General features: G+C 72.7%; 24 protein-coding genes. 12 read left to right on the top strand and 12 right to left on the bottom strand.

Annotation, left to right across the window (positions count from 1 at the left end):
- Positions 1-7 precede the first annotated feature (7 nt).
- Positions 8-481: a methylmalonyl-CoA epimerase gene (gene mce, locus ACH4K4_RS13535; protein ID WP_398167085.1), complete on the bottom strand. Its 474-nt coding sequence runs from the start codon at positions 479-481 to the stop codon at positions 8-10.
- 173 nt (positions 482-654) lie between these two features.
- Between mce and ACH4K4_RS13540 the strand changes: the two genes are divergently transcribed.
- Together ACH4K4_RS13540 and meaB are read left to right on the top strand one after the other, a co-directional pair.
- The gene (locus tag ACH4K4_RS13540; protein WP_398167209.1) at positions 655-1830 is read left to right on the top strand and encodes an acetyl-CoA C-acetyltransferase; all 1176 of its coding nucleotides are present in this window, start codon (positions 655-657) and stop codon (positions 1828-1830) included.
- Positions 1831-1887: 57 nt separating this feature from the next.
- On the top strand, positions 1888-2865 hold the full coding sequence (gene meaB / locus ACH4K4_RS13545) for a methylmalonyl Co-A mutase-associated GTPase MeaB (RefSeq protein ID WP_398167087.1): 978 nt from the start codon (positions 1888-1890) through the stop codon (positions 2863-2865).
- 183 nt (positions 2866-3048) lie between these two features.
- Here meaB and ACH4K4_RS13550 read toward each other — a convergent pair whose 3' ends face one another.
- Entirely contained in the window at positions 3049-3687 is a 639-nt protein-coding gene (locus ACH4K4_RS13550; RefSeq protein WP_398167089.1) for a PepSY domain-containing protein, read from the bottom strand.
- Positions 3688-3807: 120 nt separating this feature from the next.
- On the opposite strand from ACH4K4_RS13550, the gene ACH4K4_RS13555 reads away from it, so the two are divergent.
- Positions 3808-4470: a response regulator transcription factor gene (locus ACH4K4_RS13555; protein WP_398167091.1), complete on the top strand. Its 663-nt coding sequence runs from the start codon at positions 3808-3810 to the stop codon at positions 4468-4470.
- The gene (locus ACH4K4_RS13560; protein ID WP_398167093.1) at positions 4463-5860 is read left to right on the top strand and encodes a sensor histidine kinase; all 1398 of its coding nucleotides are present in this window, start codon (positions 4463-4465) and stop codon (positions 5858-5860) included. The genes ACH4K4_RS13555 and ACH4K4_RS13560 overlap by 8 nt, the downstream gene beginning before the upstream one ends.
- A gap of 3 nt (positions 5861-5863) precedes the next feature.
- Here ACH4K4_RS13560 and ACH4K4_RS13565 read toward each other — a convergent pair whose 3' ends face one another.
- The 4 genes from ACH4K4_RS13565 to ACH4K4_RS13580 form a co-directional block, all read right to left on the bottom strand.
- Positions 5864-6340, bottom strand: a complete 477-nt coding sequence (locus ACH4K4_RS13565; protein WP_398167095.1) for a MarR family winged helix-turn-helix transcriptional regulator — start codon at positions 6338-6340, stop codon at positions 5864-5866.
- A gap of 105 nt (positions 6341-6445) precedes the next feature.
- Positions 6446-7219: an AIM24 family protein gene (locus ACH4K4_RS13570; RefSeq protein ID WP_398167097.1), complete on the bottom strand. Its 774-nt coding sequence runs from the start codon at positions 7217-7219 to the stop codon at positions 6446-6448.
- Entirely contained in the window at positions 7216-7866 is a 651-nt protein-coding gene (locus ACH4K4_RS13575; RefSeq protein WP_398167098.1) for an AIM24 family protein, read from the bottom strand. The genes ACH4K4_RS13570 and ACH4K4_RS13575 overlap by 4 nt, the downstream gene beginning before the upstream one ends.
- Positions 7866-8474: an AIM24 family protein gene (locus ACH4K4_RS13580; protein WP_398167210.1), complete on the bottom strand. Its 609-nt coding sequence runs from the start codon at positions 8472-8474 to the stop codon at positions 7866-7868. Before ACH4K4_RS13580 ends, ACH4K4_RS13575 begins: the two co-directional genes overlap by 1 nt.
- A 159-nt stretch (positions 8475-8633) precedes the next feature.
- On the opposite strand from ACH4K4_RS13580, the gene ACH4K4_RS13585 reads away from it, so the two are divergent.
- Both ACH4K4_RS13585 and ACH4K4_RS13590 read left to right on the top strand, forming a co-directional pair.
- On the top strand, positions 8634-8978 hold the full coding sequence (locus ACH4K4_RS13585; RefSeq protein ID WP_398167100.1) for a DUF3817 domain-containing protein: 345 nt from the start codon (positions 8634-8636) through the stop codon (positions 8976-8978).
- A complete protein-coding gene (locus ACH4K4_RS13590; RefSeq protein ID WP_398028878.1) occupies positions 8975-9280 on the top strand; it encodes an MTH1187 family thiamine-binding protein in 306 nt (101 codons plus the stop codon). Before ACH4K4_RS13585 ends, ACH4K4_RS13590 begins: the two co-directional genes overlap by 4 nt.
- Positions 9281-9290: 10 nt before the next feature.
- On the opposite strand, the gene ACH4K4_RS13595 is transcribed toward ACH4K4_RS13590, so the two are convergent.
- Positions 9291-10289, bottom strand: coding sequence for a DUF5937 family protein (locus tag ACH4K4_RS13595; RefSeq protein ID WP_398167101.1), 999 nt, complete (start codon positions 10287-10289; stop codon positions 9291-9293).
- Positions 10290-10414: 125 nt separating this feature from the next.
- On the opposite strand from ACH4K4_RS13595, the gene ACH4K4_RS13600 reads away from it, so the two are divergent.
- From ACH4K4_RS13600 to ACH4K4_RS13615, 4 genes are all read left to right on the top strand, one after another.
- The gene (locus ACH4K4_RS13600) at positions 10415-11680 is read left to right on the top strand and encodes an MFS transporter (RefSeq protein WP_398167102.1); all 1266 of its coding nucleotides are present in this window, start codon (positions 10415-10417) and stop codon (positions 11678-11680) included.
- A 68-nt stretch (positions 11681-11748) separates the two neighbouring features.
- On the top strand, positions 11749-12258 hold the full coding sequence (locus tag ACH4K4_RS13605) for a MarR family winged helix-turn-helix transcriptional regulator (RefSeq protein ID WP_398167103.1): 510 nt from the start codon (positions 11749-11751) through the stop codon (positions 12256-12258).
- Between the two features lie 53 nt (positions 12259-12311).
- Entirely contained in the window at positions 12312-12644 is a 333-nt protein-coding gene (locus ACH4K4_RS13610) for a DUF3817 domain-containing protein (protein WP_398167105.1), read from the top strand.
- Between the two features lie 117 nt (positions 12645-12761).
- Entirely contained in the window at positions 12762-14462 is a 1701-nt protein-coding gene (locus tag ACH4K4_RS13615; RefSeq protein WP_398167106.1) for a methylmalonyl-CoA mutase, read from the top strand.
- Between the two features lie 52 nt (positions 14463-14514).
- Here the strand turns inward: ACH4K4_RS13615 and secD are convergent, their stop codons facing one another.
- The 4 genes from secD to ACH4K4_RS13635 form a co-directional block, all read right to left on the bottom strand.
- Positions 14515-16854: a protein translocase subunit SecD gene (gene secD, locus ACH4K4_RS13620; protein WP_398167107.1), complete on the bottom strand. Its 2340-nt coding sequence runs from the start codon at positions 16852-16854 to the stop codon at positions 14515-14517.
- 120 nt (positions 16855-16974) lie between these two features.
- Positions 16975-17442 (bottom strand): hypothetical protein, encoded by a 468-nt coding sequence (locus ACH4K4_RS13625; protein WP_398167108.1) that lies wholly within the window; start codon positions 17440-17442, stop codon positions 16975-16977.
- Between the two features lie 79 nt (positions 17443-17521).
- The gene (locus tag ACH4K4_RS13630; protein WP_398167110.1) at positions 17522-18919 is read right to left on the bottom strand and encodes a sensor histidine kinase; all 1398 of its coding nucleotides are present in this window, start codon (positions 18917-18919) and stop codon (positions 17522-17524) included.
- On the bottom strand, positions 18916-19671 hold the full coding sequence (locus ACH4K4_RS13635) for a response regulator transcription factor (protein WP_398167111.1): 756 nt from the start codon (positions 19669-19671) through the stop codon (positions 18916-18918). Before ACH4K4_RS13635 ends, ACH4K4_RS13630 begins: the two co-directional genes overlap by 4 nt.
- Positions 19672-19734: 63 nt before the next feature.
- Here ACH4K4_RS13635 and ACH4K4_RS13640 point away from each other — a divergent pair, with 63 nt between their 5' ends.
- Together ACH4K4_RS13640 and ACH4K4_RS13645 are read left to right on the top strand one after the other, a co-directional pair.
- Positions 19735-20901: a UDP-N-acetylglucosamine--N-acetylmuramyl-(pentapeptide) pyrophosphoryl-undecaprenol N-acetylglucosamine transferase gene (locus ACH4K4_RS13640; RefSeq protein ID WP_398167113.1), complete on the top strand. Its 1167-nt coding sequence runs from the start codon at positions 19735-19737 to the stop codon at positions 20899-20901.
- On the top strand, positions 20898-21920 hold the full coding sequence (locus ACH4K4_RS13645) for a GDP-mannose 4,6-dehydratase (protein ID WP_398167114.1): 1023 nt from the start codon (positions 20898-20900) through the stop codon (positions 21918-21920). The genes ACH4K4_RS13640 and ACH4K4_RS13645 overlap by 4 nt, the downstream gene beginning before the upstream one ends.
- 31 nt (positions 21921-21951) lie before the next feature.
- Here the strand turns inward: ACH4K4_RS13645 and ACH4K4_RS13650 are convergent, their stop codons facing one another.
- On the bottom strand, positions 21952-22668 hold the full coding sequence (locus ACH4K4_RS13650; RefSeq protein ID WP_398167116.1) for a TetR/AcrR family transcriptional regulator: 717 nt from the start codon (positions 22666-22668) through the stop codon (positions 21952-21954).
- Positions 22669-22805 lie beyond the last annotated feature (137 nt).

A 22805-nucleotide genomic window follows, 5' to 3' on the forward strand; every position in this document is an offset into this window, starting at 1 on the left:
GGAAAGGTCAGTGCTCTGTCGTGGAGGTAGACGAGGAAGCGGGGGCGGCAGTTCCCTCGTGGGGGGCCGCGGTGACCAGTTCGGTCAGTACGCCGTGGCAGTCCTTGGGGTGCAGGAAGGTGATCCGCGACCCCATGGAACCGGTGCGCGGCTCGTCGTAGAGCACCCGCACACCCTTGTCCCGGATGGCCCCGGCGTCCCCGTCCACATCCGCCGTACCGAAGGCGATGTGGTGCACGCCCTCCCCGTTCTTGGCGAGCCACTTGCCCACCGCGGAGTCCGCCCGGGTGGGTTCCAGGAGCTGGAGGTACGAGGCGCCGCCGTCCGACGTATCGTTGATCTTGAGCATGGCCTCGCGGACGCCCTGTTCCTCGTTGACCTCGGTGTGGAACACCTCGAAGCCGTACGTGGCGCGGTAGAACTCGACGGTCGCGTCGAGGTTCTCGCAGGCGATCCCGATGTGGTCGATTCGCGTCAGCATGCCTCCAGTGCACCGCTCGCACGCGTGGTTACGCAACGTGCGCGCGATCACACCCGCAGCCCGGTGACCCGGCGCCTACCGCTCAGTACATTGACGGGAACCCTCGTTAACCTCCCTGTACAGGAAGGGCCGCGCTGATGTCGACAGCGAACGGTACGTCCAGCACCACCTCCGTGATCGTCGCGGGCGCCCGTACCCCCATGGGCCGCCTGCTGGGGTCCCTGCGCAGCTTCTCCGGCGCCGACCTGGGGGGCGCGGCCATCAAGGCGGCGCTGGACCGGGCGGGCATCGGCGGTGACCAGGTGCAGTACGTGATCATGGGCCAGGTGCTCCAGGCCGGCGCCGGCCAGATCCCCGCCCGCCAGGCCGCCGTCAAGGCCGGCATCCCCATGAGCGTGCCGGCGCTGACCGTCAACAAGGTCTGCCTCTCCGGCCTCGACGCCATCGCCCTCGCCGACCAGCTGATCCGCGCCGGCGAGTTCGACGTGGTCGTCGCCGGCGGCCAGGAGTCCATGACGAACGCGCCCCACCTGCTGCCCAAGTCCCGCGAGGGCTTCAAGTACGGCGCCGTCGAAATGCTCGACTCGATGGCCCACGACGGCCTCACCGACGCGTACGAGAACGTCGCGATGGGCGAGTCGACCGAGAAGCACAACACGCGCCTGGGCATCGGCCGCGCCGAACAGGACGAGATCGCCGCCCGCTCCCACCAGCGGGCCGCCGCCGCCCAGAAGAACGGCCTCTTCGAGGCCGAGATCACCCCCGTGGAGATCCCGCAGCGCAAGGGCGAGCCGGTCGTCTTCAGCAAGGACGAGGGCATCCGCGGGGAAACCACCACCGAGACGCTGGCCAAGCTGCGCCCCGCCTTCTCCAAGGACGGCACCATCACCGCCGGCACCTCCTCCCAGATCTCCGACGGCGCCGCCGCGGTGGTCGTCATGAGCAAGGCCAAGGCCGAGGAACTGGGCCTGGAGTGGATCGCGGAAATCGGCCCGCACGGAAACGTGGCAGGCCCGGACAATTCCCTCCAGTCCCAGCCCAGCAACGCGATCCGCCACGCGCTGGGCAAGGCGGGACTCGGCGTCGAGGATCTTGACCTGATCGAGATCAACGAGGCGTTTGCCGCGGTGGCCGTGCAGTCAATGAAGGACCTCGGGGTATCCCCGGAAAAGGTGAACGTCAACGGCGGGGCCATCGCGCTCGGCCATCCGATCGGCATGTCCGGCGCCCGCATCGTCCTCCACCTCGCCCTGGAACTGCGCCGGCGCGGCGGCGGCGTGGGCGCGGCGGCACTGTGCGGTGGCGGCGGCCAGGGCGACGCGCTGATCATCCGCGTACCGGGCAAGTAAGCCGCGTACCGCGGCATTCAGCGGCGTACGCGTAACCGAGCTGGGAGGAGCTGGGCAGTGGTGGACGTCCCCGAACTGGTGGACCAGGCACGTCAGGGCCGGCCGCGGGCCGTGGCCCGGCTGATCTCGCTGGTGGAGGGCGCGTCCCCGCAGCTGCGCGAGGTGATGGCGGCCCTGGCCCCCCTCGCCGGCCGGGCCTACGTGGTCGGCCTGACCGGATCCCCCGGCGTGGGCAAGTCCACCTCCACCTCCGCCCTGGTCACCGCCTACCGCCGGGCCGGCAAACGGGTCGGTGTCCTCGCCGTGGACCCCTCCTCCCCCTTCTCCGGCGGCGCACTCCTCGGCGACCGCGTCCGCATGTCGGAACACGCGTCCGACCCCGGCGTCTACATCCGCTCCATGGCCACGCGAGGCCACCTGGGCGGCCTGGCATGGGCCGCCCCCCAGGCGATCCGCGTACTCGACGCGGCCGGCTGCGACGTAGTCCTCGTGGAAACCGTCGGCGTCGGCCAGTCCGAGGTGGACATCGCCTCCCAGGCCGACACGACGGTGGTGCTCCTCGCCCCCGGCATGGGGGACGGAATCCAGGCGGCCAAGGCCGGCATCCTCGAAATCGGCGACGTCTACGTCGTCAACAAGGCCGACCGGGACGGCGCCGACGCGACGGCCCGCGAACTCAACCACATGCTCGGCCTCGGCGAGGCCCGCGCGCCCGGCGACTGGCGGCCGCCGATCGTCAAAACGGTGGCGGCACGGGGCGAGGGCCTCGACGAGGTCGTCGAGGCCCTGGAAAAGCACCGCGCGTGGACCGAGGAACACGGCACCCTCGCGACACGCCGCCGCGCACGGGCGGCCCGAGAGGTCGAAACGATCGCCGTCACCCAGCTGCGGGAGCGAATCGGTGACCTACGGGGCGACCGACGCCTGGACGCGCTGGCCGAACGCATCGTGGCGGGCGAGCTGGACCCGTACGCGGCGGCGGACGAACTGGTGGCGGGCCTCACGGAGCCCGCGGGGCCCGCTTCGCGGGCATAGTTCCGGTTCACGTAATGGGGGTGCGCGTCTTCCGCCTAGGGCCCGGTGGGTGGGGGGCCGGGGCCCCGCAGGGGGCACTCTCCCCCGGCCGGAAGCTGGGGGAGAGATACCCCCCTGCGCGGCCCCGACCCCAACGAAACCAGCGCAACCCCGCGCGAAGCGCAAAGCCCGCGCACCGCGCGTCTAGTCGTCCTGGCCGTCACCGACGGCCGGCGCAGCCGAGACCCGCCCAGAGCGCGGATCAACATTCAGCTTGTGCTCCTTGCCGTCCTTGGACACGGTCTCAACCTCCCAGACCGCATCCGCACGGTGGTCGTCGTCCAGGTCGACCGACGTGACCGTGCCGTACGCGGCGGCAGCCCGGTCCGCCGCCGCCGTGGCGTCGACGGTGGCACCCTTCAGCTCCGCACGGGTGTGCGCGACGCCGTGGTCGTCGTCACCTTCGTGTTCGACGTGCTGCCCCAGCACCTTCCCGTTGCCCGCGTCCAGCGTGACCTCGTGCCACTTGTTGTCCTTGCCGAGGACGTCGACCTCCCAGACCAGTCCGGGCCGGTCCTCGTCGAGGTCGATGCCGGTGACGGTGCCGGGGGCGGCCTTCAGGGCCGAGGTGGCGGCCTCCGTGGCGGATACGGAGGCCGCCTTGGCCTCGCGTGCGTCCTCGTTCACGTCGTCGTCGGGAACGTTGACGCTGGACCGCGGCGTCGAAGACGCCTTCGGCGTGGAGGATGCCGTCCCGGAGTCGCCGAAGGCGACGGCGGTCGCCGTTCCGCCGCCGACGAGGGCGGCCGCGGCAACGGTGGCGATGAGGATGTTGCGCTTCATTGTGGTCTCTCCCCGGTGGGTGAGGTGCTCGATGACGTGATCCACCGTGGCGGAGGGAAGCTGAAGCCAGGCTGAAGTCACCTGAAGCGGGCTTCAGGCAGGCAGTGGCATCGTGGGCGCATGCGTCTGTTGATCGTGGAGGACGAGAAGCGGCTGGCCCTGTCGTTGGCCAAGGGGCTGACGGCCGAGGGGTACGCGGTCGACGTGGTGCACGACGGCCTCGAAGGGCTGCACCGGGCGGGTGAGGGCGTGTACGACCTGGTGGTGTTGGACATCATGCTGCCGGGGATGAACGGCTACCGCGTGTGCGCGGCGCTGCGCGCGGCCGGGCACGACGTGCCGGTGCTGATGCTGACGGCCAAGGACGGGGAGTACGACGAGGCCGAGGGGCTGGACACGGGCGCGGACGACTATCTGACGAAGCCGTTTTCGTACGTGGTGCTGGTGGCGCGGGTGAAGGCGCTGCTGCGCCGCCGCGGGCGGACGGCGCTGCCCGTGTTGCGGCTGGGGGAGCTGAGCATCGACCAGGGGGCCCGCCGTGTGGAGCGTGGCGGCGTGGAAGTGGTGCTGACGGCGAAGGAGTTCGCCGTGCTGGAACAGTTGGCGCTGCGCGCGGGCGAGGTGGTGTCGAAGGCGGAGATCCTGGAGCACGTGTGGGACTTCGCGTACGAGGGCGACATCAACATCGTCGAGGTGTACGTGAGCGCGCTGCGGCGGAAGCTGGGCGCGGGCACGATCGCGACGGTGCGCGGCGCCGGGTACCGGCTGGTGTCCGGTGCGTAGGGTTTTCGGGAAGGTACGGGTCCGGGCCGCGGTGGGCGCCTCGCTGGTGGTGGCGCTCGCGCTGGTCGCGGCGGGGACGGCGCTGCTGCTGGTGCTGAAGAGCAACCTGGTGGGCCAGGCGGATCTTCAGGCGGAGAACGCCGCGCGGGAGGTCGCGACGCAGATCGCGACCGGCAAGCCGTACGAGAAGCTGGACCTGCCCGACGGTGCGGACCGTCCGGTGGTGGTGCTGTCGGAGGACGGCCGGGTGCTGGCGGCGGGCGAGGACGTGCGGGCGGTGGACGGGAAGGCCGTGACGGAGCGGCATCCGCCGGCCGCGCGGCAGCCGGACGACGACGATGACGACGACCACGAGATCAAGCCGGGCGAGGTCGAGGACAAGGCGCGGCTCAGTGGCGGTACGGCGACGGTCGGCCACCGTACGGCGGACTACCGGTTCGCCTCGGTGGAGGCCAAGGACACGCAGGGCGGCAAGGCCGTGGTGCGGGCCGGGGCGCCGCTGTCGGCCGAGCGGGAGGCGGTGGGCTCGGTGCGTACCGCGATGCTCATCGGGCTGCCGTGTCTGCTGCTGGTGGTGGCGGGGGTGACCTGGCTGGTGACGCGGCGGGCGCTGCGGCCGGTGGAGGGGATCCGGAAGGAGATGGCCGTGATCACGGCCAGTACGGACCTGTCGCGGCGGGTGCCGGAGCCGGGGTCGCGGGACGAGATCGACCGGCTGGCCCGTACGACCAACGAGACGCTGGGCGCGCTTCAGGAGTCGGTGGAGCGGCAGCGGCGGTTCGTCGCGGACGCCTCGCACGAGCTGCGCAGCCCGATCGCGAGTCTGCGGACGCAGTTGGAGGTGGGGATCGCGCACCCGGAGCTGCTGGACGCGGAGGGCGCGGTGGAGGATGCCGTTCGGCTGCAGAATCTGGCGGCCGACTTGCTGCTGTTGGCGCGTCTGGACGCGGGGGAGCGGCCGGCGGATTCGCGGATCGACCTGGCGGCGCTGGTGCGGGAGGAGGTCTCGCAGCGGGTGGGCGACCGGATCGCGGTGACGGTGGGGGAGCTGGCGGGTGCGGAGGTCGCCGGTTCGCGGAGTCAGGTGGGGCGGGTGCTGGGGAATCTGCTGGACAACGCGCAGCGGCATGCGGAGGGCGCCGTACGGGCGAGTGTGGTGCGCGAAGGGGAGTGGGCCGTGCTGCGGGTCGAGGACGACGGGCCCGGGGTGCCGCCGGAGGAGCGGGAGCGGATCTTCGAGCGGTTCGTGCGGCTCGACGACGCCCGCAGCCGCGACGACGGCGGGGCCGGTCTGGGCCTCGCCATCGCCCGCGACGTCGCCGAGCGGCACGGCGGCACGCTGGTCGTGCGCGAGGGTTCGGTGTTCGAGCTGCGGCTGCCGGCGGCGTAGCCGTCAGACCTTGCCGCGGCGGCCTCTGAGGTGTTCGGCCACCGGGGCCAGGGACTCTCTCAGGGAGTCGAGGTTCTCGGGGGTGAACAGGTCGATGAAGTGCCGGCGTACGGATGCGACGTGGTGCGGCGCGACCCGGCGCATGGTGTCCCAGCCCTCGTCGGTGAGTACCGCGTAGAGCCCGCGGCGGTCGGACTCGCAGCTTTCGCGGCGTACCAGGCCGGCGTTCTCCATCCGGGTGATCTGGTGGGACAGGCGGCTCTTGGACTGGAGGGTGGCGGCGGCCAGGTCGCTCATGCGCAGCCGCCGGTCCTCGGCCTCGGAGAGGTTGACCAGGATCTCGTAGTCGTTGTTGGTCAGTCCGAACGGCTGCAGATCGCGCTCCAGCTGGTGCATCAGCAGTCTGCTGACGTCCAGGTGGGTGCGCCAGGCACGCTGCTCCTGGTCGGTCAGCCAGGGAGTGTCGCTGTCGGTCGTCATGAATGAATTCTACCCGTGAAAGTTGAATATCGAATTAGTCATGGCTCTGTGACGTGGCTCAGGCGCTTGCTCAGGCGTTCGAGGTCACCGTCCGCAGACTACCGCTCACAGCCCGAAGCGGCGCTGGAGGCCCCCGAGCCCGCCCGGCAGCTGCGGCAGTTGTGAGCCACTTTGGCGAGTTGCCTCACCCCCGCCCGGCACCCCCGCCTCGGCCGCGACCTCGCCCGTGGCCAGCTCCGGCATCAGCTGCTCGGTGGACTGGAGCAGCACCGTGCCGGCCCCCACGAACTCGAACTGGTGCTCCTCGCCGGAGACTCCGCCCAGGCCCGTGTGCGCCCGGACGCCGCCGAGGAATCCGCGCAGGTACTGGTGGTCGTAGTGGTGGCAGGGCGAGGGGCAGTCGGCCCAGCCCACCAGGGCCTGCGGGTCCACCCGGATCGGTGGCTCCATGAAGACGACCGGGCCGTTGGAGGCGGCCACGAACGTGCCCGTGCCGATGAGCGTCAGGAAGCCCGGGATGATCGACTGCTTCAGCGACAGAGATGGCTGAAAGGCGAGCAGGTTGCCCGAGCGAATGGTCAGGTTGCCGTCTTCCAGATCGTAGGAATTGACGTCGAACGCCCGGTCGGCGAGGAGCATCTTGCCCTGGCCCTCGGCGACGACCCAGTCCGCGGCGTGCAATGGCGAATGGAAACTGTGGGCGACCAGGCGGTCCAGCGCGCCGTGCCCGATGCCCTGGAAGTCGATCCGCCCGTAGTAGGCGATCATCTTCCCTTTCTGCAGGAACCACTGGCCGTTCAGGTCCACGCTGAACGTGTAGTCGTTGACGTTGTCGTCCGAGGGGAGCGTGTGGGGGTCGTGGATGACGGGACCGGTCACAGTTTCTCCTCCGACGCCTGTACGTAGACGGTGCCCTGGCCGGATAGCTCCAGTTGGAACGCCTCTCCCGAGCCGCGGCCGACCATGTCGCGCCAGCCGAGGGCCGTGGAGAGCTTGTTGCGGACGTCGCCGCGGTGCGCCACGTACGCCTGCGGGTCGACGTGTACGGGCCGCTGCGGGGTGATCGGCAGCTCGATGACGCCGCCGTGCGCCATCACGGCCACCGCCCCCTGCCCCTTGAGCGTCGTGGTGAACAGGCCCTGGCCGGTGACCTGGCCGCGCACCATGCCCATCACGCCGCCCTGCGAGCCCATGAACATCGTGCCCTGCTGGAGCGTCCCGTCGAAGGCGAGCAGCCGGTCCGCCTCGACGTAGAGGGTCTCGCCGGTCAGGTCGACGACGTGGATGTGGTGGCCGCCGTGGCCGAAGAGAACGGTGCCGCTCCCCTCCACCGTCATCAGGGGCGTCGCCTCGTTGGCGATCCGCCGGCCGATCATCGAGCCGATGCCGCCCTGGCCGCCCTGGATGTTCGGGGTGAAGCTGACGTCGCCCTGATAGGCGAGCATCGCGCCGCGCTGGCTGAACATCCGCTGCCCGGGGCCGATCTGAGCGCGCACCATGCGGGAGTTGACGAGGGTGAACGGCATCAGACCTCCCCGCCGATCGTGTTGCGCTCGCTGGGCTGTACGTACACCAGGCCCTCGCCCTCGAAGCGGATCTGGAAGGATTCGCCGGAGCCCTCCCCTATGAAAGTGCGGAAGTTCACTCCGGACTGGAAGTGCTGCTTGAGGTCGCCGGTGTGCGCGACGTACGCGCCGGGGTCGACCTGGAGCGGATACTGCTTGGTGACGCGCAGCACCACGGCGGGGCCGTCGGAGACGATCGCGGCCTGGCCGCTGCCCTCGACGGTGGTGGTGAACAGGCCGTTGCCCTGGGAGGCGCCGCGCAGCCCGGTGAAGGTGGTGCCGGTGCGCAGCGACGCGTCCGTGCACAGCAGGTTGCTGGACTCCACGTACAGCTTCTCGCCGTGCAGCTGTACGAGGTTGATCTCGCTCGCGCGGTCGGCGAAGTAGCAGGTGCCGTGGCCTTTCACCTCCATGACTTCCATCTGTTCGCCGGTCAGCCGGCGGGTGACCATGCCGCGCAGCCCGTCACCGCCGCCGGTCATCTTCTTGAACGCCATCTGGCCGTCGTAGGCGACCATCGAGCCGTTCTTCGCCTTTACGGCATCGCCGGTCATGTCGACGGCGAGCACTTTGCTCCCCTGGAGCCGAAACTGAGCCACAGGATCGAAGGTAACCGGCGCACCGACCCCTGAACAGTGATCCTTTGCGGGCCTGCAACAATGGTGACGCTCTTGTGAAATGACGCACAAGCGCCCCCGTGCCGCCACCGCCACCCGAACGAGGTTCCCGTGGACATCAAGACCGCATCCGCCCTGCGCCGGCTCCGCCTGGCGTCCGTACCCGAAGCCGCTTCCTGGTTGCTGCTGATCGTCTGCACCATCCTGAAGTACACGACCGACTTCAACGCGGTGCCGGTCCTGGGCCCGGTGCACGGCGTGCTGTTCATCCTGTACGTGCTCTTCTGGCTGGACGCCTGGAACCGCACGAAGTGGTCCTTCGGCACCGCCGCCCTCTACTTCGCCCTGTCCATCGTGCCGACCGGCGGTTTCATCGCCGACCGCCGCCTCAAGCGGGAGGCCGAGGCCACCGTCATCGCCGCGCGCGCCCGCAGGGAAGGCGTGGTCAACGCATGATCGTCGCATTTTCGGTGAGCCCGCTGGGCGTGGGCGAGGACGTCGGCGAGTACGTCGCCGACGCCGTACGGGTGGTCCGCGAGTCCGGGCTGCCCAACCGTACGGACGCCATGTTCACCTCCGTCGAGGGCGAGTGGGACGAGGTCATGGACGTCGTCAAGCGTGCCGTGGCCGCCGTCGAGGCGCGCGCCGGACGCGTGTCGCTCGTTCTGAAGGCCGACATCAGGCCCGGCGTCACCGACGGCCTCACCTCCAAGGTCGAGACCGTCGAGCGCCACCTCGCGGCGGGCTCCGAGGGCTGAGGACGCGCGCTCAGTCCGGCGGCGCGCCGCCCGCGCTGAGCGCGATGCCCAGCGGCGTGCGCTCGTACAGCACCTGGTGCCCGTGCCGGCGCGACGTCAGCAGTCCGGCGTCGCGCAGCACGGACAGCTGCGCCGACACCGACGAGGGCGCGAGCCCCAGCCGGTGCGCCAGGGCCGTGGTGGACGCGGGCTCGTGCAGCGCCGTGAGCACCGCGGCCCGGTTCACGCCGAGCAGCCTGGCCAGCGCCGGGCCCGTCTCCGGCTCGTTCCACAGCCCGCCGATGCCGCGTGCCGGGTAGACGACGGTGGGCTGCCAGTGCGGTTCGAAGGCACTGATCACGTCGGGCCACACGAAGACGCTCGGCATCAGCAGCACGCCCCGCCCGTCCAGGTCCTGGATCTGGAGGAACCGGGCGCGGGTGCGCACCGTGAGGGTGTCGCCCGACCAGGTGATCCGCGGGTCGAGGTCGGCGAACAGCCCCGCCAGCCCACCGCTCGCCAGCTGCCGTGACCGGTAGGCGACCTCGGCCTCCAGCAGGGCGCGCAGCCGCGGCCAGTCCGGGGCCAGCAGCGCGTGCCAGGCCCGTTCGGTGACGTCGGCCAGTTCCCGTACGGCGCCCGCCGGGTCCGCCAGCATCGCGCGTCCCTTCGGGGAGTCGGCGGCCCCCGGCGTGCAGGCCAGCGACTTGGCCAGCTCGGCGCGGGCGATGGCCGGGTCCGTGGCCCGCACCCGCGCCAGCTCCTCGTCGAAGGAGGCGAGCGGCGACTCCGGCGGCGGGCCCAGGAAGTCCGGGGTGTAGCCGGGCTGCGGGGACGGCATCAGGAGTCGCAGCGCGGACAGGTCGAGGCCGGTCAGCGCCTCGCGCATCCGCCGCAGCCACGGCAGGTGGTAGGCGTGCCGGTCGGTGTGTTGCAGCGTCCGTACGGCCTCGTGGGTCTCGCACAGCGGCGAGATGCCGAAGCGGATCCGCAGCAGGTCCTCCGCGCCGAAGCGCATGTCCAGTGGCATGGCCGTGGCCCCCCTTGTCTTCCGTGCCCTGTCTTGACTCTTCCCGGCCGGAAACCCGCCCCGGCACGCATTCGGCTGTGGACGAAAGACTGGGTCCCCGGCAGCCGCGTCGGCACGCTGCCGCCATGCCACCGCCCTCCGGGCCCGGTGCGGACCGGGAGCCCGGGGCCGGATACCGGGCCGTCTTCGCCGTACCGGAATTCCGCCGGGTCTTCGCCGCGCACCTCCTGTCGACGCTCGGCGTGGTCCTGTGCGAGATCGCCCTGTCCGTGCTCGTCTACCGGCTCACCGGCTCCCCGCTGCTGAGCGCCCTGACGTTCGCGCTCGGCCTGCTGCCGTACGTCGTCGGCGGCACCCTGCTCTCCGCGGTCGCCGACCGCTACCCGGCCCGCCGGGTCCTCGTCGGCTGCGACCTGCTGTGCGCGGGCTGCGCGGCGGCGATGGTGGTCCCGGGCACGCCCGTCGTGGTGCTGCTGGCGCTGCGCTGCGCGATCGCCGCCATCGCGCCCGTCTTCGCCGGCACGCGGGCCGCGACGCTCGGCGACGTCCTGGGCGAAGGCGACCTGTTCGTCCTGGGGCGCTCGGTGATCCGCATCGTCAACCAGAGCGGGCAGCTGGCCGGGTTCGCCGCCGGAGGGCTGCTGCTGGCCGTGGTGGCGCCGGGCGCGGTGCTCGCCGTGACCGCCGGTACGTTCCTCGGGTCGGCGCTGCTGCTGCGCTTGGGCACCCGCTCCCGGCCGGCGCGCGGCGCGTCCCGCGGCGCGGTGCTGGGCGCCTCGCTGGCCGGTGTCCGGCGGCTGCTGGCCGACCGCCGCGTCCGGGCGCTGCTCCTGCTGACCTGGCTGCCGCCGGCGTTCGTCGTCGTCCCGGAGGCGCTGCTGGTCGCGTACGCGGATCTGCTCGGCGCCGGTCCTGCGGGGCTGGGGTTGCTGTTGTGCGCCATGCCGGTCGGGGCGGTCACCGCCGAGGCCCTGGCCGGCACCTTCCTCGGCCCGCGCGCCCGCGCCCGGCTGACGTTCCCGCTGGGCGTCTTCTGCGTGCTGCCCTCCCTCGGCTTCGCGGCGCGGCCCTCGCTCGGCTGGGCGGTCCTGCTGCTCGTACTGACCGGCACCGGCATCGCGTACAACTTCGGCGTGGACCGCTGGTTCGCCGCCGCCGTCCCCGACGAGCTGCTGGGGCAGGCGATGACGGTGATGCAGGCGGGACGTATGACGGTCATGGGTCTGGGGATGGGCGCGGCAGGCGCCGCCGCCGAGTACGCCCCGCTGTGGGTGGTGATGCCGGCGGGCGGCGTGGTGGGGGCGGTGTCCGTACTGCTGGTGGTGTCCGAGGTGCGGCGGACCGGCGGCGACCGGTTCCCGGCCCCCGTCGGCGCGGGCGTCCCGGCGTGACCCCCGTACGGGTACCGAAAACTGAGACGGGGCTGACCACGATATGACCGACCGGTAGGGTCGAAGGCGTGCCGAAGCCGCTCAGTCTCGCCTTTGACCCCATCGCCCGTGCCGATGAACTGTGGCAGCGACGTTGGGGAGCCGTGCCGTCCATGGCCGCGATCACCTCGGTCATGCGCGCCCACCAGATCCTGCTGTCCGAGGTGGACGCGGTCCTCAAGCCGTACGGGCTGACGTTCGCGCGGTACGAGGCGCTGGTGCTGCTCACCTTCTCCAAGGCGGGGGAGCTGCCCATGTCGAAGATCGGCGAACGGCTGATGGTCCACCCGACCTCGGTGACCAACACCGTGGACCGGCTGGTGAAGTCCGGGCTGGTCGACAAGCGCCCGAACCCGAACGACGGGCGCGGCACGCTCGCCTCCATCACCGACCGGGGGCGCGAGACCTGCGACCGGGCCACCCGCGACCTGATGGCGATGGACTTCGGCCTGGGCGCCTACGACGCCGAGGAGTGCGCGGAGATCTTCTCGGTGCTGCGGCCGCTGCGGGTCGCGGCCGGTGATTTCAAGGACGACTGATCCGTGGTAGGGGCGGCGAAGATCGCCCCGGAACGGGCGGTTACGCTCGGACCATGAAACGAAGCGTGCTGACCCGCTACCGGGTGATGGCCTACGTCACTGCCGTGATGCTCCTCGTGCTGTGCGCCTGCATGGTGGCCAAGTACGGCTTCGACACGGGCAAGGACCTCACCCTCGTGGTCTCCCAGATCCACGGCGTGCTCTACATCATCTACCTCGTCTTCGCCTTCGACCTGGGCTCCAAGGCGAAGTGGAAGTTCGGCAAGCTCCTGTGGGTGCTGATCTCCGGCACCATCCCGACCGCCGCCTTCTTCGTCGAGCGCAAGGTCGTCCGGGAGATCGAGCCGCTGGTCGCGGACGCCGCGCCGCAGCCCGCGAAGGCCTGAGGCCGCCGGACCGCCGGGCCTGGCCCGGCGGTCCCGTACCGCCCTGCGGGTGCTCTGTGGTGACTGCCGGCCGTCAGCCATCGACAATTACTAGGACGTCCTAGTAAATTTGGAGGCATGGACGCTGACGCGATCGAAGAGGGCCGCCGCCGCTGGCAGGCCCGGTACGACTCCGCCCGGAAGCGGGACGCGGACTTCACCACGCTCTCCGGCGACAGCGTGGAGCCGGCGTACGGCCCCCGCCCCGGCGACTCGGTCGAGGGCTTCGAGCGCATCGGCTGGCCGGGGGAGTACCCCTTCACGCGCGGCCTGTACCCGACCGGCTACCGCGGCCGCACGTGGACCATCCGCCAGTTCGCGGGCTTCGGCAACGCCGAGCAGACCAACGAGCGGTACAAGATGATCCTGAAGGCGGGGGGCGGCGGTCTCTCGGTGGCGTTCGACATGCCGACGCTGATGGGGCGGGACTCCGACGACCCGCGCTCGCTCGGCGAGGTCGGCCACTGCGGTGTCGCCATCGACTCGGCCGCCGACATGGAGGTCCTGTTCAAGGACATCCCGCTCGGCGACGTCACGACCTCGATGACGATCTCGGGACCGGCCGTCCCGGTCTTCTGCATGTACCTGGTCGCCGCCGAGCGCCAGGGCGTCGACCCGGCCGTCCTGAACGGCACGCTCCAGACGGACATCTTCAAGGAGTACATCGCGCAGAAGGAGTGGCTCTTCCCGCCCGAGCCCCACCTGCGCCTGATCGGCGACCTGATGGAGCACTGCGCGCGCGGCATCCCCGCGTACAAGCCGCTCTCGGTCTCCGGCTACCACATCCGCGAGGCGGGCGCGACGGCCGCGCAGGAGCTGGCGTACACCCTCGCCGACGGCTTCGGGTACGTGGAGCTGGGCCTCTCCCGCGGCCTGGACGTGGACACTTTCGCGCCCGGCCTGTCCTTCTTCTTCGACGCCCACCTGGACTTCTTCGAGGAGATCGCGAAGTTCCGGGCCGCCCGCCGCATCTGGGCCCGCTGGATGCGCGACGTGTACGGCGCGGCCGGCGAGAAGGCCCAGTGGCTGCGCTTCCACACACAGACCGCGGGCGTCTCGCTGACCGCCCAGCAGCCGTACAACAACGTCGTCCGTACGGCCGTGGAGGCGCTGGCCGCGGTCCTCGGCGGGACGAACTCCCTGCACACCAACGCGCTGGACGAGACCCTCGCCCTGCCCAGCGAGCAGGCCGCGGAGATCGCGCTGCGCACGCAGCAGGTGCTGATGGAGGAGACCGGCGTCGCCAACGTCGCGGACCCGCTGGGCGGCTCGTGGTTCATCGAGTCGCTGACCGACCGGATCGAGGCCGACGCCGAGAAGATCTTCGAGCAGATCAAGGAGCGCGGCACCCGGGCGGTCCCGAACGGCGACCACCCGATCGGCCCGATGACCTCCGGCATCCTGCGCGGCATCGAGGACGGCTGGTTCACCGGCGAGATCGCCGAGTCCGCCTTCCGCTACCAGCAGGCGCTGGAGAAGGGCGAGAAGAAGGTCGTCGGCGTCAACTGCCACCACGGCTCGGTCACCGGCGACCTGGAAATCCTGCGCGTCAGCCACGAGGTCGAGCGCGATCAGGTAAGGGTGCTCGGGGACCGCAAGGCGGCCAGGGACGACGCCCGGGTGCGCTCCTCGCTGGAGGCGATGCTCGCCGCCGCGCGCGACGGCGGCAACATGATCGAGCCGATGCTGGAGGCCGTGCGGGCCGAGGCCACGCTCGGCGAGATCTGCGGCGTGCTGCGCGACGAGTGGGGCGTGTACACCGAGCCCGCGGGGTTCTGAGGCGGTACGTACCGGGGGCGGGACCGTGCGCGGTCCCGCCCCCGGCGTCGTGTCAGACCACCGCGCCGTTTCCGGCCCTGGCCTTGTCGCGGGGGCGGGCGGCGGGTGCCTCCGGGGCCGGGCGGCGGCCCTCCAGGACGACGGCGGCCGGGGTGGCCGTGAAGACCGTCGAGGCGATGCCGAAGAGCACGCCCGCGAGCAGCGCCACGGAGAAGTCGGCCAGCGAGTCGCCGCCCAGCGCCGCGAGCGCGGCGAGGACGAACAGAGCGCCCATGCCGGTGTTCACCGTGCGGGGCACGGTCTGCACGATCGCCCGGTCGGCGAGCCGGGAGAGCCCTTCCGGACCGCGCGCGGCCCGGCTGCCCTTGGCGGCGCGCCGCAGTTCCCGTACGCGGTCGAAGAGCACGACCGTGTCGTTGACGGAGTAGCCGACGACGGTCAGCAGCGCCGCCAGGAAGACGCTGTCCACCGGCTTGCCCAGCCAGGCGAACAGGCCCACCACCAGCACCACGTCCTGCACCATGGCGAGGACCGCCGCCGTCGCGAACGTCCAGCGGAACCGGACGCTCAGGTAGACCAGCTGGGCGGCGACCGCGATGCCCAGCGCGATCAGCGCCTTGCCGCGCAGTTCGCCGCCCATGCTCGGCCCGATCAGCTCGTCCCGCTCGACATCGACCGTGCCGCCGGGCGCCTGGAGGGACGTACGGATACGTTCCTGCTCGGCGTCGGTCAGCCGCTCGGTCCGTACGGCGATGCCGCCGTCGCCCGACTCCTGCACGACCGCCCGCGGGAAGCCCGCCTCCGAGACGGCGGCACGCGCCGTCTCGGCGTCCACCGTGCGGCTGGTGCTGTACTCGACGAGCCGGCCGCCGGTGAACTCCACGCCGAACTCCAGGCCGCGGACGCCGATCCCGGTGACGGCGAGCAGCAGCAGGCCGGCGCCGATGCCCAGCCAGGTGCGGCGGTGCCGCATCAGCCGCGGCTCGCGGCGGGCCAGCCACCGCCGTACCCGCCCCTCGGACGCCATGCCGGTGAGCGCGGGCCGCCGCTGCACGGAGCGGCGGCGCACCGCCCACTCCGCCAGCACCCGGGTGATGACCAGCGCGGAGACCATCGAGGCCAGCACGCCGATGGACAGGGTGACACCGAAGCCCTTGACCGGTCCGGTGGCGAAGAAGAACAGCAGGCCCGCGGCGAGCAGCGTGGTGACGTTCGAGTCGACGATCGCGCTCCACGCCTTGCCGAAGCCCTCGCGCAGCGGGCGCCGCAGATCGCCGCCGGAGCGCGCCGCGCGGCGCGCGTACTCCTCCCTGGCCCGCTCGAAGACCAGCACGTTGGCGTCCACCGCCATGCCGATCGCGAGCACGAACCCGGCGAGCCCCGGGAGGGTGAGGGTGGCACCGAGGGCGACGAGGACGGCGTACGAGATCAGCCCGTACGCGGCGAGCGCGACCGTGGCCAGCGCGCCCAGCAGCCGGTAGACGACGATGACGAACGCGCCGGTGCACAGCAGGCCGATGACCGCGGCGGTGGCGCTGGCCTTGATCGCGTCGGCGCCCAGCGTCGGGCCGACGGTGCGCTGTTCGACGACCTCGACGGGGACCGGCAGCGCGCCGCCCTTGACGAGGGCCGCCAGGTCGCGGGCCTCGGCGTCGCCGAACCCGCCGGTGATCTGGGCGCTGCCGCCCGCGATGCCGGTCTTGCACGGCACGCTCTGCTGCATGCCGGGCGCCGAGATGATCCGCCCGTCCAGGACGATCGCCACCCGCCGGGCCGGGTCGCCGGGCGCCGCGCACGCCGCCTGCCCGGTGACCCGCGCCCAGGCGTCGGCGGCGGCGCCGCGGAACGCCAGGTCGACGGTCCAGCCGCGGCCGCCCTGCGGGTCGAAGACCGCCTCGGCGTCCTTGACGCCCTCACCGGTCAGCGCGGGCGGGCCGAGCCGCAGCGCCTGCCCCGGCGCGTCCGGGTCGGGGAGGGTGCGAGCGCCGTCCGCGCCCTTGTGCTGCGGGGCGGCCTTCGGGTCCTGCGAGGTGCCGAGTACGGGGTGGAACGTGAGCTGCGCGGTACGGCCGATGACTTCGACGGCCTCCTTCGGGTCCCGCACACCGGGCAGCTCGGCGACGATGCGCTTCTCACCGGAGCGGGACAGCGACGGTTCGGCGACACCGAGGGCGTCGACCCGCTGCCGCAGCACCTCCAGGGCCCGGTCGGTGGCGGCGGAGTCGGCGCGGGTGGTGGGCGAGTCCTTGGTCTCCAGGACGATCTGGGTGCCGCCGCGGAGGTCGAGTCCGAGGCGGGCGGGTGTGGTCAGGGCGAAGAACAGCGACACGGCGACGACGGCGAGCGCGGTCAGCGCACGCCAGGGTCGCCGCGCCGGAGCGCGGGACGGCATGGGTCTCCCCTTCAGGGATACGGAGGCGGGACGCCGGCCGGCGGCGCGCACCGGTGTGCCGCGGCGCGCGGGGGCGCCGCCGGGCATGCCGGTGCTGCGGGCGGCCGTACGCCTGGGGCGTCAGCTGCTCCGTACGAAGGGGGGACCGCGCGGACCGCGCGGGGAGTAGCGGGCCCAGGGCGGGGCCCGTTCCTGCCGGGGGCCGACGGTTTCGCCGCGCCCGAAGGGGGAGTGGTACGGGGCGGGCGCGGCGGACGGCAACGCGTCCTGGAGGCCGGGGAAGCGCGGGTGCGGAAGGACCGCGTACGCGTGGGCGGTGGCCGTCTGGCGGGCCACCGGGCGGTCGGGCGCCGGCCGGGCGTCGGCCCGGGGGTGGCCGGGCGCGGTGTGCGCGGTGAGCATCTGGGGCGCGGTGGCGGACGCCGGCTGGAAAGCGGAGCCGGCGAGGCCGGAAGCGGCGGCCGTCAGCGGGCCGGACGCGGCACCCGCCGTCCCGGACGTGCCGGCCAGGACCAGCAGGACGGCCCACAGTCCGGCCAGCGCGCGGGGCAGGAAGCCCGGCAGCGCGGGGCGCGCTCGTCTGCTCACCGCACGCCCTCCCGATCCGCCCGCCCGGCCTTGTGCACCCGGCCGTGATTCCGGCCCAGGGTAGTACGCCATCTCCGTCCTACCCCGCCGGGAAGCGGAGGCGGAAGACCGCCCCGCCGCCCGGGGCCTGCGCGGCGGTGAGTTCGGCGTGGTGCGCGCGGGCGATCTGGCGCGCCATGGCCAGCCCCAGCCCGGACCCGGGCAGCGCGCGGGCCGCCTCGGCGCGGTAGAAGCGGTCGAAGACGTGCGGCAGGTCCCCGGCCGCGATGCCGGGGCCGTGGTCGCGCACGGTCAGCTCCAACGCGTCCCCCGCCATGGTCAGTTCGGTCTCGACCGGGCCGCCGGGCGGCGAGAACTTCGCCGCGTTGTCCAGGAGGTTGGACAGCAGCCGGGACAGCCGCGCCGGTACGCCGGGGACCGTCACCCCCCTCGTCGCCCCGTCGGTCCGGACCGTGAAGGTGATCTCCGGCCAGTGGCCGCGTGCCGCCTCCACCGCGTGCTCCAGCAGCGCCGCCGGGCGTACCTGCTCGACCAGCGGCTGCGGCTCCTCGTCCCGGGCCAGTTCGATCAGGTCGTTGACGAGGGTGGTGACCTCGCGCAGCTGGCGGGCCAGGGCGCCGGACGCGCGGTCGCGCTGGGCGTCGGTCAGCCGGTCGGCGCGGGCGAGGAGTTCGGCGTTGGTGCGCAGCGCGGTCAGCGGGGTGCGCAGCTCGTGGGAGGCGTCCGCGACCAGCCGGCGCTGCGCGGCGACCGACTGCTCCAGCTCGCCGAGCATGGTGTTGAAGCTGGCGGCCAGCCGGGTGACCTCGTCCTCGCGCCCGGGCGGCCCGGCGGGCAGCTCGATGCGGTGCCGGGCGTCGCGGGTGGCGGCGATGCGTTCGGCGGTGGCGGTGAGCCGGGCGACCGGGGCCAGTCCGGTGCGCGAGACCCAGTAGCCGAGCCCGGCCGCCAGCAGGACGCCGGCGCCGCCGACCCCGGCCAGTGCCAGGGAAGCCTTCTGCACGCCGCGCTCCACGAGGTCCGAGCGCAGCGCCACCTGGAGCGCCTGGTCCTTGCCGCGCAGCCGGACGGTGTACATCCGGACCGGATACCCGGCCACGGTCAGTTGCTTGTAGTACGGCGCCCGCCGGCCGGCGGCGACCTCGCGGGTGGCGTCGTCGACCGGCAGCGCGTAGGGATCGCGTGGGTCCCTGGACTTGTCGGCGGGGACCGACTGGAGGCAGGGCACGGCCTGGTACTGGCAGCCCTTGTCCCCGGCCGACGGGCCGTCCTTGCGGTACTGCTCGGCGTGCTGGGCGGCTGTCTGGGCCAGGCGGAATTCGAGTTGGCGGATCATCTGGTGGCGGGTGATGAAGATCGCCGCCACGCAGACGCCGACCGCCACCAGGGCCACGGCCGCGGACGCGGCGATCGCCAGCCGTGTCCGCAGCGGGCGGCGCCGCCGCCAGTGCGCGCCCAGGCCGCGCCGCCCGCTCACACCCGTCCCGCTTGGTCCAGGCGGTAGCCGACGCCGTGCACGGTGTGCACCAGCCGGGATTCGCCGCCCGCCTCCAGCTTGCGGCGCAGGTAACCGACGTACACGGCCAGGGAGTTGGAGTCCGGCCCGAAGTCGCGGCCCCAGACCCGCTCCAAGATCACCTCGCGCGGCATCACCTGCCCGGGGTGCAGCAGGAGCAGCTCCAGCAGCGCCCACTCCGTACGGCTGAACTCCAGCGGCCGGCCGCCCCGGTGGCCGGTGCGGGTCACCGGGTCGACGACCAGGTCGGCGAAGGACAGCGAGGTGTCCTCGACGGCGGCGGCCGACGCGCGGCGCAGCAGCGCCCGGACGCGCGCGACCAGCTCGTCCAGCGCGAACGGCTTGACGAGGTAGTCGTCGGCGCCCGCGTCCAGCCCGTCCACCCGCTCGCTGACCGAGTCCAGCGCGGTCAGCACGAGGATCGGCGTACGGTCGTCCAGCGCGCGCAGCCGGCGGCACACCGCGAGGCCGTCCAGGACGGGCATCATGACGTCCAGGACGATCGCGTCCGGCTGCCAGGAGGCGACCTCCGAGAGCGCGGCCAGCCCGTCGGCGGCACCGCGCACCGCGTAGCCCTCCACGCTGAGGCCGTCCTCGACGGCGGCCCGTACCTCCGGTTCGTCGTCGACGACGAGGATCTTCGGCGGGGGCGCGGAGGCGGGCTGCTGGGCGGCGCTCCGGTGCGCGGGGTGCGGTGCAGGCGTGGGCGGCATGCACACAGGCTGCCAAACGACGGTCTTAGAACCTTCTTAGGGCGCTTCGCGAGCGTGGCGGCCATGCGCACACCACTCTCAGTCGTCATCGGTGCGGGCGGTACCGGCGGCCACATCTACCCCGGGCTCGCCCTCGCGGACGCCCTGCGCCGGGCCGTGCCCGACGCGGTGGTCTCCTTCGTCGGTACGGAGCGCGGGCTGGAGACGCGGCTCATCCCGCAGGCCGGGTACCGCCTGCACACCGTGGACATGATCCCCTTCGACCCGTCGCTCGGCGCCAAGCGCTACCTGCTGCCGGCGGCGCTGCTGAGATCGGGCAACCAGTGCCGTTCGATCCTGCGCACCCAGGGCGCCCAGGTCGCGGTCGGCATGGGCGGGTATCCGAGCGCGCCGGTCATCGTCGGCGCGCGGATGGCCGGGCTGCCCAGCCTGATCCACGAGTCCAACGCGGTGCCGGGGCGGGCCAACAAGTTCGCCGCCCGGCTCACCCCGCACATCGCGCTCGCCTTCGACCGCAGCCGCGAGCACCTGGTGGGCGGCGAGCAGGCGGAGACGGTCGGCATGCCGCTGGTCGGACCGCTGGCGACGCTGGACCGTACGGCCCTGCGGGCGCGGGCCCGCCGCGAACTGGGCGTGCCGCAGGGCGTCCGGCTGCTGCTCGTCAACGGCGGCAGCCTGGGCGCGGCCCGCCTCACCGAGGCCGCGGTCGGCCTGGCGGCCCGCTACCGCTCCCGTACGGATCTGCGGCTGCTGGTCAAGACCGGGCCCGCCGCCCTGGAGGAGACCAGGGAGCGGCTGGTCGCGACGGGCGGCGCGGCCGTCGCCGAGGCCGTCCCGTACCTGGACCGGATGGACCTGGCCTACGCCGCCGCGGACCTGGTGGTGTGCCGGGCCGGCTCGGCGACCGTCGCGGAGCTGGCGGCGATCGGCATGCCGGCCGTCCTCGTCCCGTACCCGCACGCACCCGGCGACCACCAGACGCACAACGCCCGGGTGCTGTCCGACGCGGGCGCCGCCGCGCTGCTGCCGGACGGCGAGACCACGGCGGAGCGCCTGGACGCGCTGGTCACGCCACTGCTGGACGACCCCGACCGGTTGGCCGCCATGGGCCAGGCCGCCGACCCGGGCACCCACACGCGGGCCGCCGACCTGCTGGCCGCCAAGGTCCTCGCGCTGGCCGGCCACCCCGCCGCGCACCCCACCACCCCCTACCTGAAGGAGTCGGCATGAGCACCAACGACCACCACGCGATCATGGAAGCCCGCTGGAAGGACCGCACGGTCCTGGTCACCGGCGCCGAGGGCTTCATCGGCTCGACGCTGGTGGACCAGCTCGTCGGGTACGGCGCGAAGGTCCGCGCCCTCGTCCACTACAAGCCGTACGCGGACAAGGGCCACCTCGCGCGCTACCTGACGCCCGGCAGCCCCGTCGAGATGATCGCGGGCGACGTGCGCGACCCCGGCCGGGTGTCGGACGCGGTGGCCGGCTGCGACACGGTCTTCCACCTCGCGGCCCTCATCGGCATCCCGTACAGCTACGACTCGCCCGGCGCCTACGTCCAGACCAACGTCGTCGGCACCGAGAACATCGCCGAGGCCTGCCGCCGGCACTCCGTGCGCCGCCTGGTGCACACCTCCACCAGCGAGGTCTACGGCACCGCGCTGACCGCGCCGATCAGCGAGGACCACCCGCTGCAGCCGCAGTCCCCGTACTCCGCCTCGAAGATCGGCGCGGACATGATGGCGCTGTCCCACTGGCACGCCTTCGAGCTGCCGGTCACGGTCGTGCGCCCGTTCAACACCTACGGCCCGCGCCAGTCCGCGCGCGCCGTCATCCCCACCATCCTGGCGCAGCTGCACTCCGGCTCCCGGCAGATCCGGCTGGGCTCGCTCGCACCGACCCGCGACTTCACCTACGTCACCGACACCGCGGCCGGGTTCCTGGCGATGGCCGACTGCGACCGGGCGCTGGGCGAGGTCGTCAACCTCGGTACGGGGCGCGAGATCTCCATCGGCGACCTGGCGCGTGCCCTGATAGCCGCGTCCGGGCGGGAGGCCGAGGTGGTGGTGGAAGGGTCCCGGCTGCGGCCCGCCGGCAGCGAGGTCCAGCGACTGCTTTCGGACAATTCGCGGGCGCGTGAGTGGGCGTCGTGGACGCCCGAAGTGTCCCTGGAGGAGGGATTGAAGCGGACGTCCGAGTGGGTCGCGGAGAACGTGCACCTGTTCGCGGCGGACCGGTACCAGGTCTGAGACCATCGGGGCGACGGGCCGGTCCGCAGCGTCACGCGCCGGGCGGGCCCGTCGCCGCGAGCCCGCCCATCCCGGTCAGCAGCAGCGTGCTGAACTGCTGCGCCCACAGCTCGTCCACCGGCTCCGCGCTGACCAGCGCCCGGTGCACGACCGCGCCCGCGATCACGTCGAAGATCAGCCCCACCGCGCGCCCGGCCGCCGCCGCGCCCTCCTCGCCGGCCGGGTCCGGCGGCAGCTCCCCGCGCGCCTGGGCCCGCTCCCGCCCGAGGACCACCAGCCGCTTCTGCCGTTCCACCACGGCGCTGCGGATACGGGTCCGCAGCGCCTCGTCGGTGGTGGACTCGGCGACCACGGCCATCAGCGCCGTCTTGGTCTCCGGACGCGCCAGCAGCGCCGCGAACTGCAGGACGACGCCTTCGATGTCGGCCTGGAGGCAGCCGCGGTCGGGGAGTTCGAGTTCGTCGAAGAGGACCGCCACGGCGTCCAGGACCAGCTCGTTCTTGTTGGCCCAGCGGCGGTAGAGGGTCGTCTTGGCGACTTTGGCGCGGGCCGCCACGTCGCCCATCGTGAGCTTGCCCCAGCCCAGTTCGACCAGCGCGGCCCGGGTGGCGCCGAGGATCGCGCGGTCCGCCTCGGCGCTGCGCGGCCGGCCCGTGCGGCCGCCGTGGCCGGTCCGGCCCTTGGGGCCCGTACCGTCCGCGGCGGAGCTGGTGCCGGTGAGGGGGCAGCGGTGCATGCGGGCGACCATACCGGCCAGTAGGAGTCACTGAGCCCTTCCTCGTGAGGCAGATCACTCGCCGGGTTCACAGGAGGGGTTGCCGGGGCGGGGCGCCGGACAGTTACGCTACGGGTCGTAGCGAAAGGGTGTGACCGCCAGGCGCGCCC

The organism is Streptomyces sp. NPDC017529, from assembly GCF_044329785.1.
Taxonomy (GTDB): Bacteria; Actinomycetota; Actinomycetes; order Streptomycetales; family Streptomycetaceae; genus Streptomyces.

Coding starts and splice junctions, on each gene's coding strand:
- ACH4K4_RS13640 (WP_398167113.1), top strand. CDS start 19,735: ATGCGCACACCACTCTCAGTCGTCATCGGTGCGGGCGGTACCGGCGGC.
- ACH4K4_RS13595 (WP_398167101.1), bottom strand. CDS start 10,289: ATGCCACTGGACATGCGCTTCGGCGCGGAGGACCTGCTGCGGATCCGC.
- ACH4K4_RS13615 (WP_398167106.1), top strand. CDS start 12,762: ATGGACGCTGACGCGATCGAAGAGGGCCGCCGCCGCTGGCAGGCCCGG.
- ACH4K4_RS13550 (WP_398167089.1), bottom strand. CDS start 3,687: ATGAAGCGCAACATCCTCATCGCCACCGTTGCCGCGGCCGCCCTCGTC.
- ACH4K4_RS13645 (WP_398167114.1), top strand. CDS start 20,898: ATGAGCACCAACGACCACCACGCGATCATGGAAGCCCGCTGGAAGGAC.
- ACH4K4_RS13575 (WP_398167098.1), bottom strand. CDS start 7,866: ATGCCGTTCACCCTCGTCAACTCCCGCATGGTGCGCGCTCAGATCGGC.
- ACH4K4_RS13610 (WP_398167105.1), top strand. CDS start 12,312: ATGAAACGAAGCGTGCTGACCCGCTACCGGGTGATGGCCTACGTCACT.
- secD (WP_398167107.1), bottom strand. CDS start 16,854: ATGCCGTCCCGCGCTCCGGCGCGGCGACCCTGGCGTGCGCTGACCGCG.
- ACH4K4_RS13635 (WP_398167111.1), bottom strand. CDS start 19,671: ATGCCGCCCACGCCTGCACCGCACCCCGCGCACCGGAGCGCCGCCCAG.
- ACH4K4_RS13590 (WP_398028878.1), top strand. CDS start 8,975: ATGATCGTCGCATTTTCGGTGAGCCCGCTGGGCGTGGGCGAGGACGTC.
- mce (WP_398167085.1), bottom strand. CDS start 481: ATGCTGACGCGAATCGACCACATCGGGATCGCCTGCGAGAACCTCGAC.
- ACH4K4_RS13600 (WP_398167102.1), top strand. CDS start 10,415: ATGCCACCGCCCTCCGGGCCCGGTGCGGACCGGGAGCCCGGGGCCGGA.
- ACH4K4_RS13650 (WP_398167116.1), bottom strand. CDS start 22,668: ATGGTCGCCCGCATGCACCGCTGCCCCCTCACCGGCACCAGCTCCGCC.
- ACH4K4_RS13555 (WP_398167091.1), top strand. CDS start 3,808: ATGCGTCTGTTGATCGTGGAGGACGAGAAGCGGCTGGCCCTGTCGTTG.
- ACH4K4_RS13565 (WP_398167095.1), bottom strand. CDS start 6,340: ATGACGACCGACAGCGACACTCCCTGGCTGACCGACCAGGAGCAGCGT.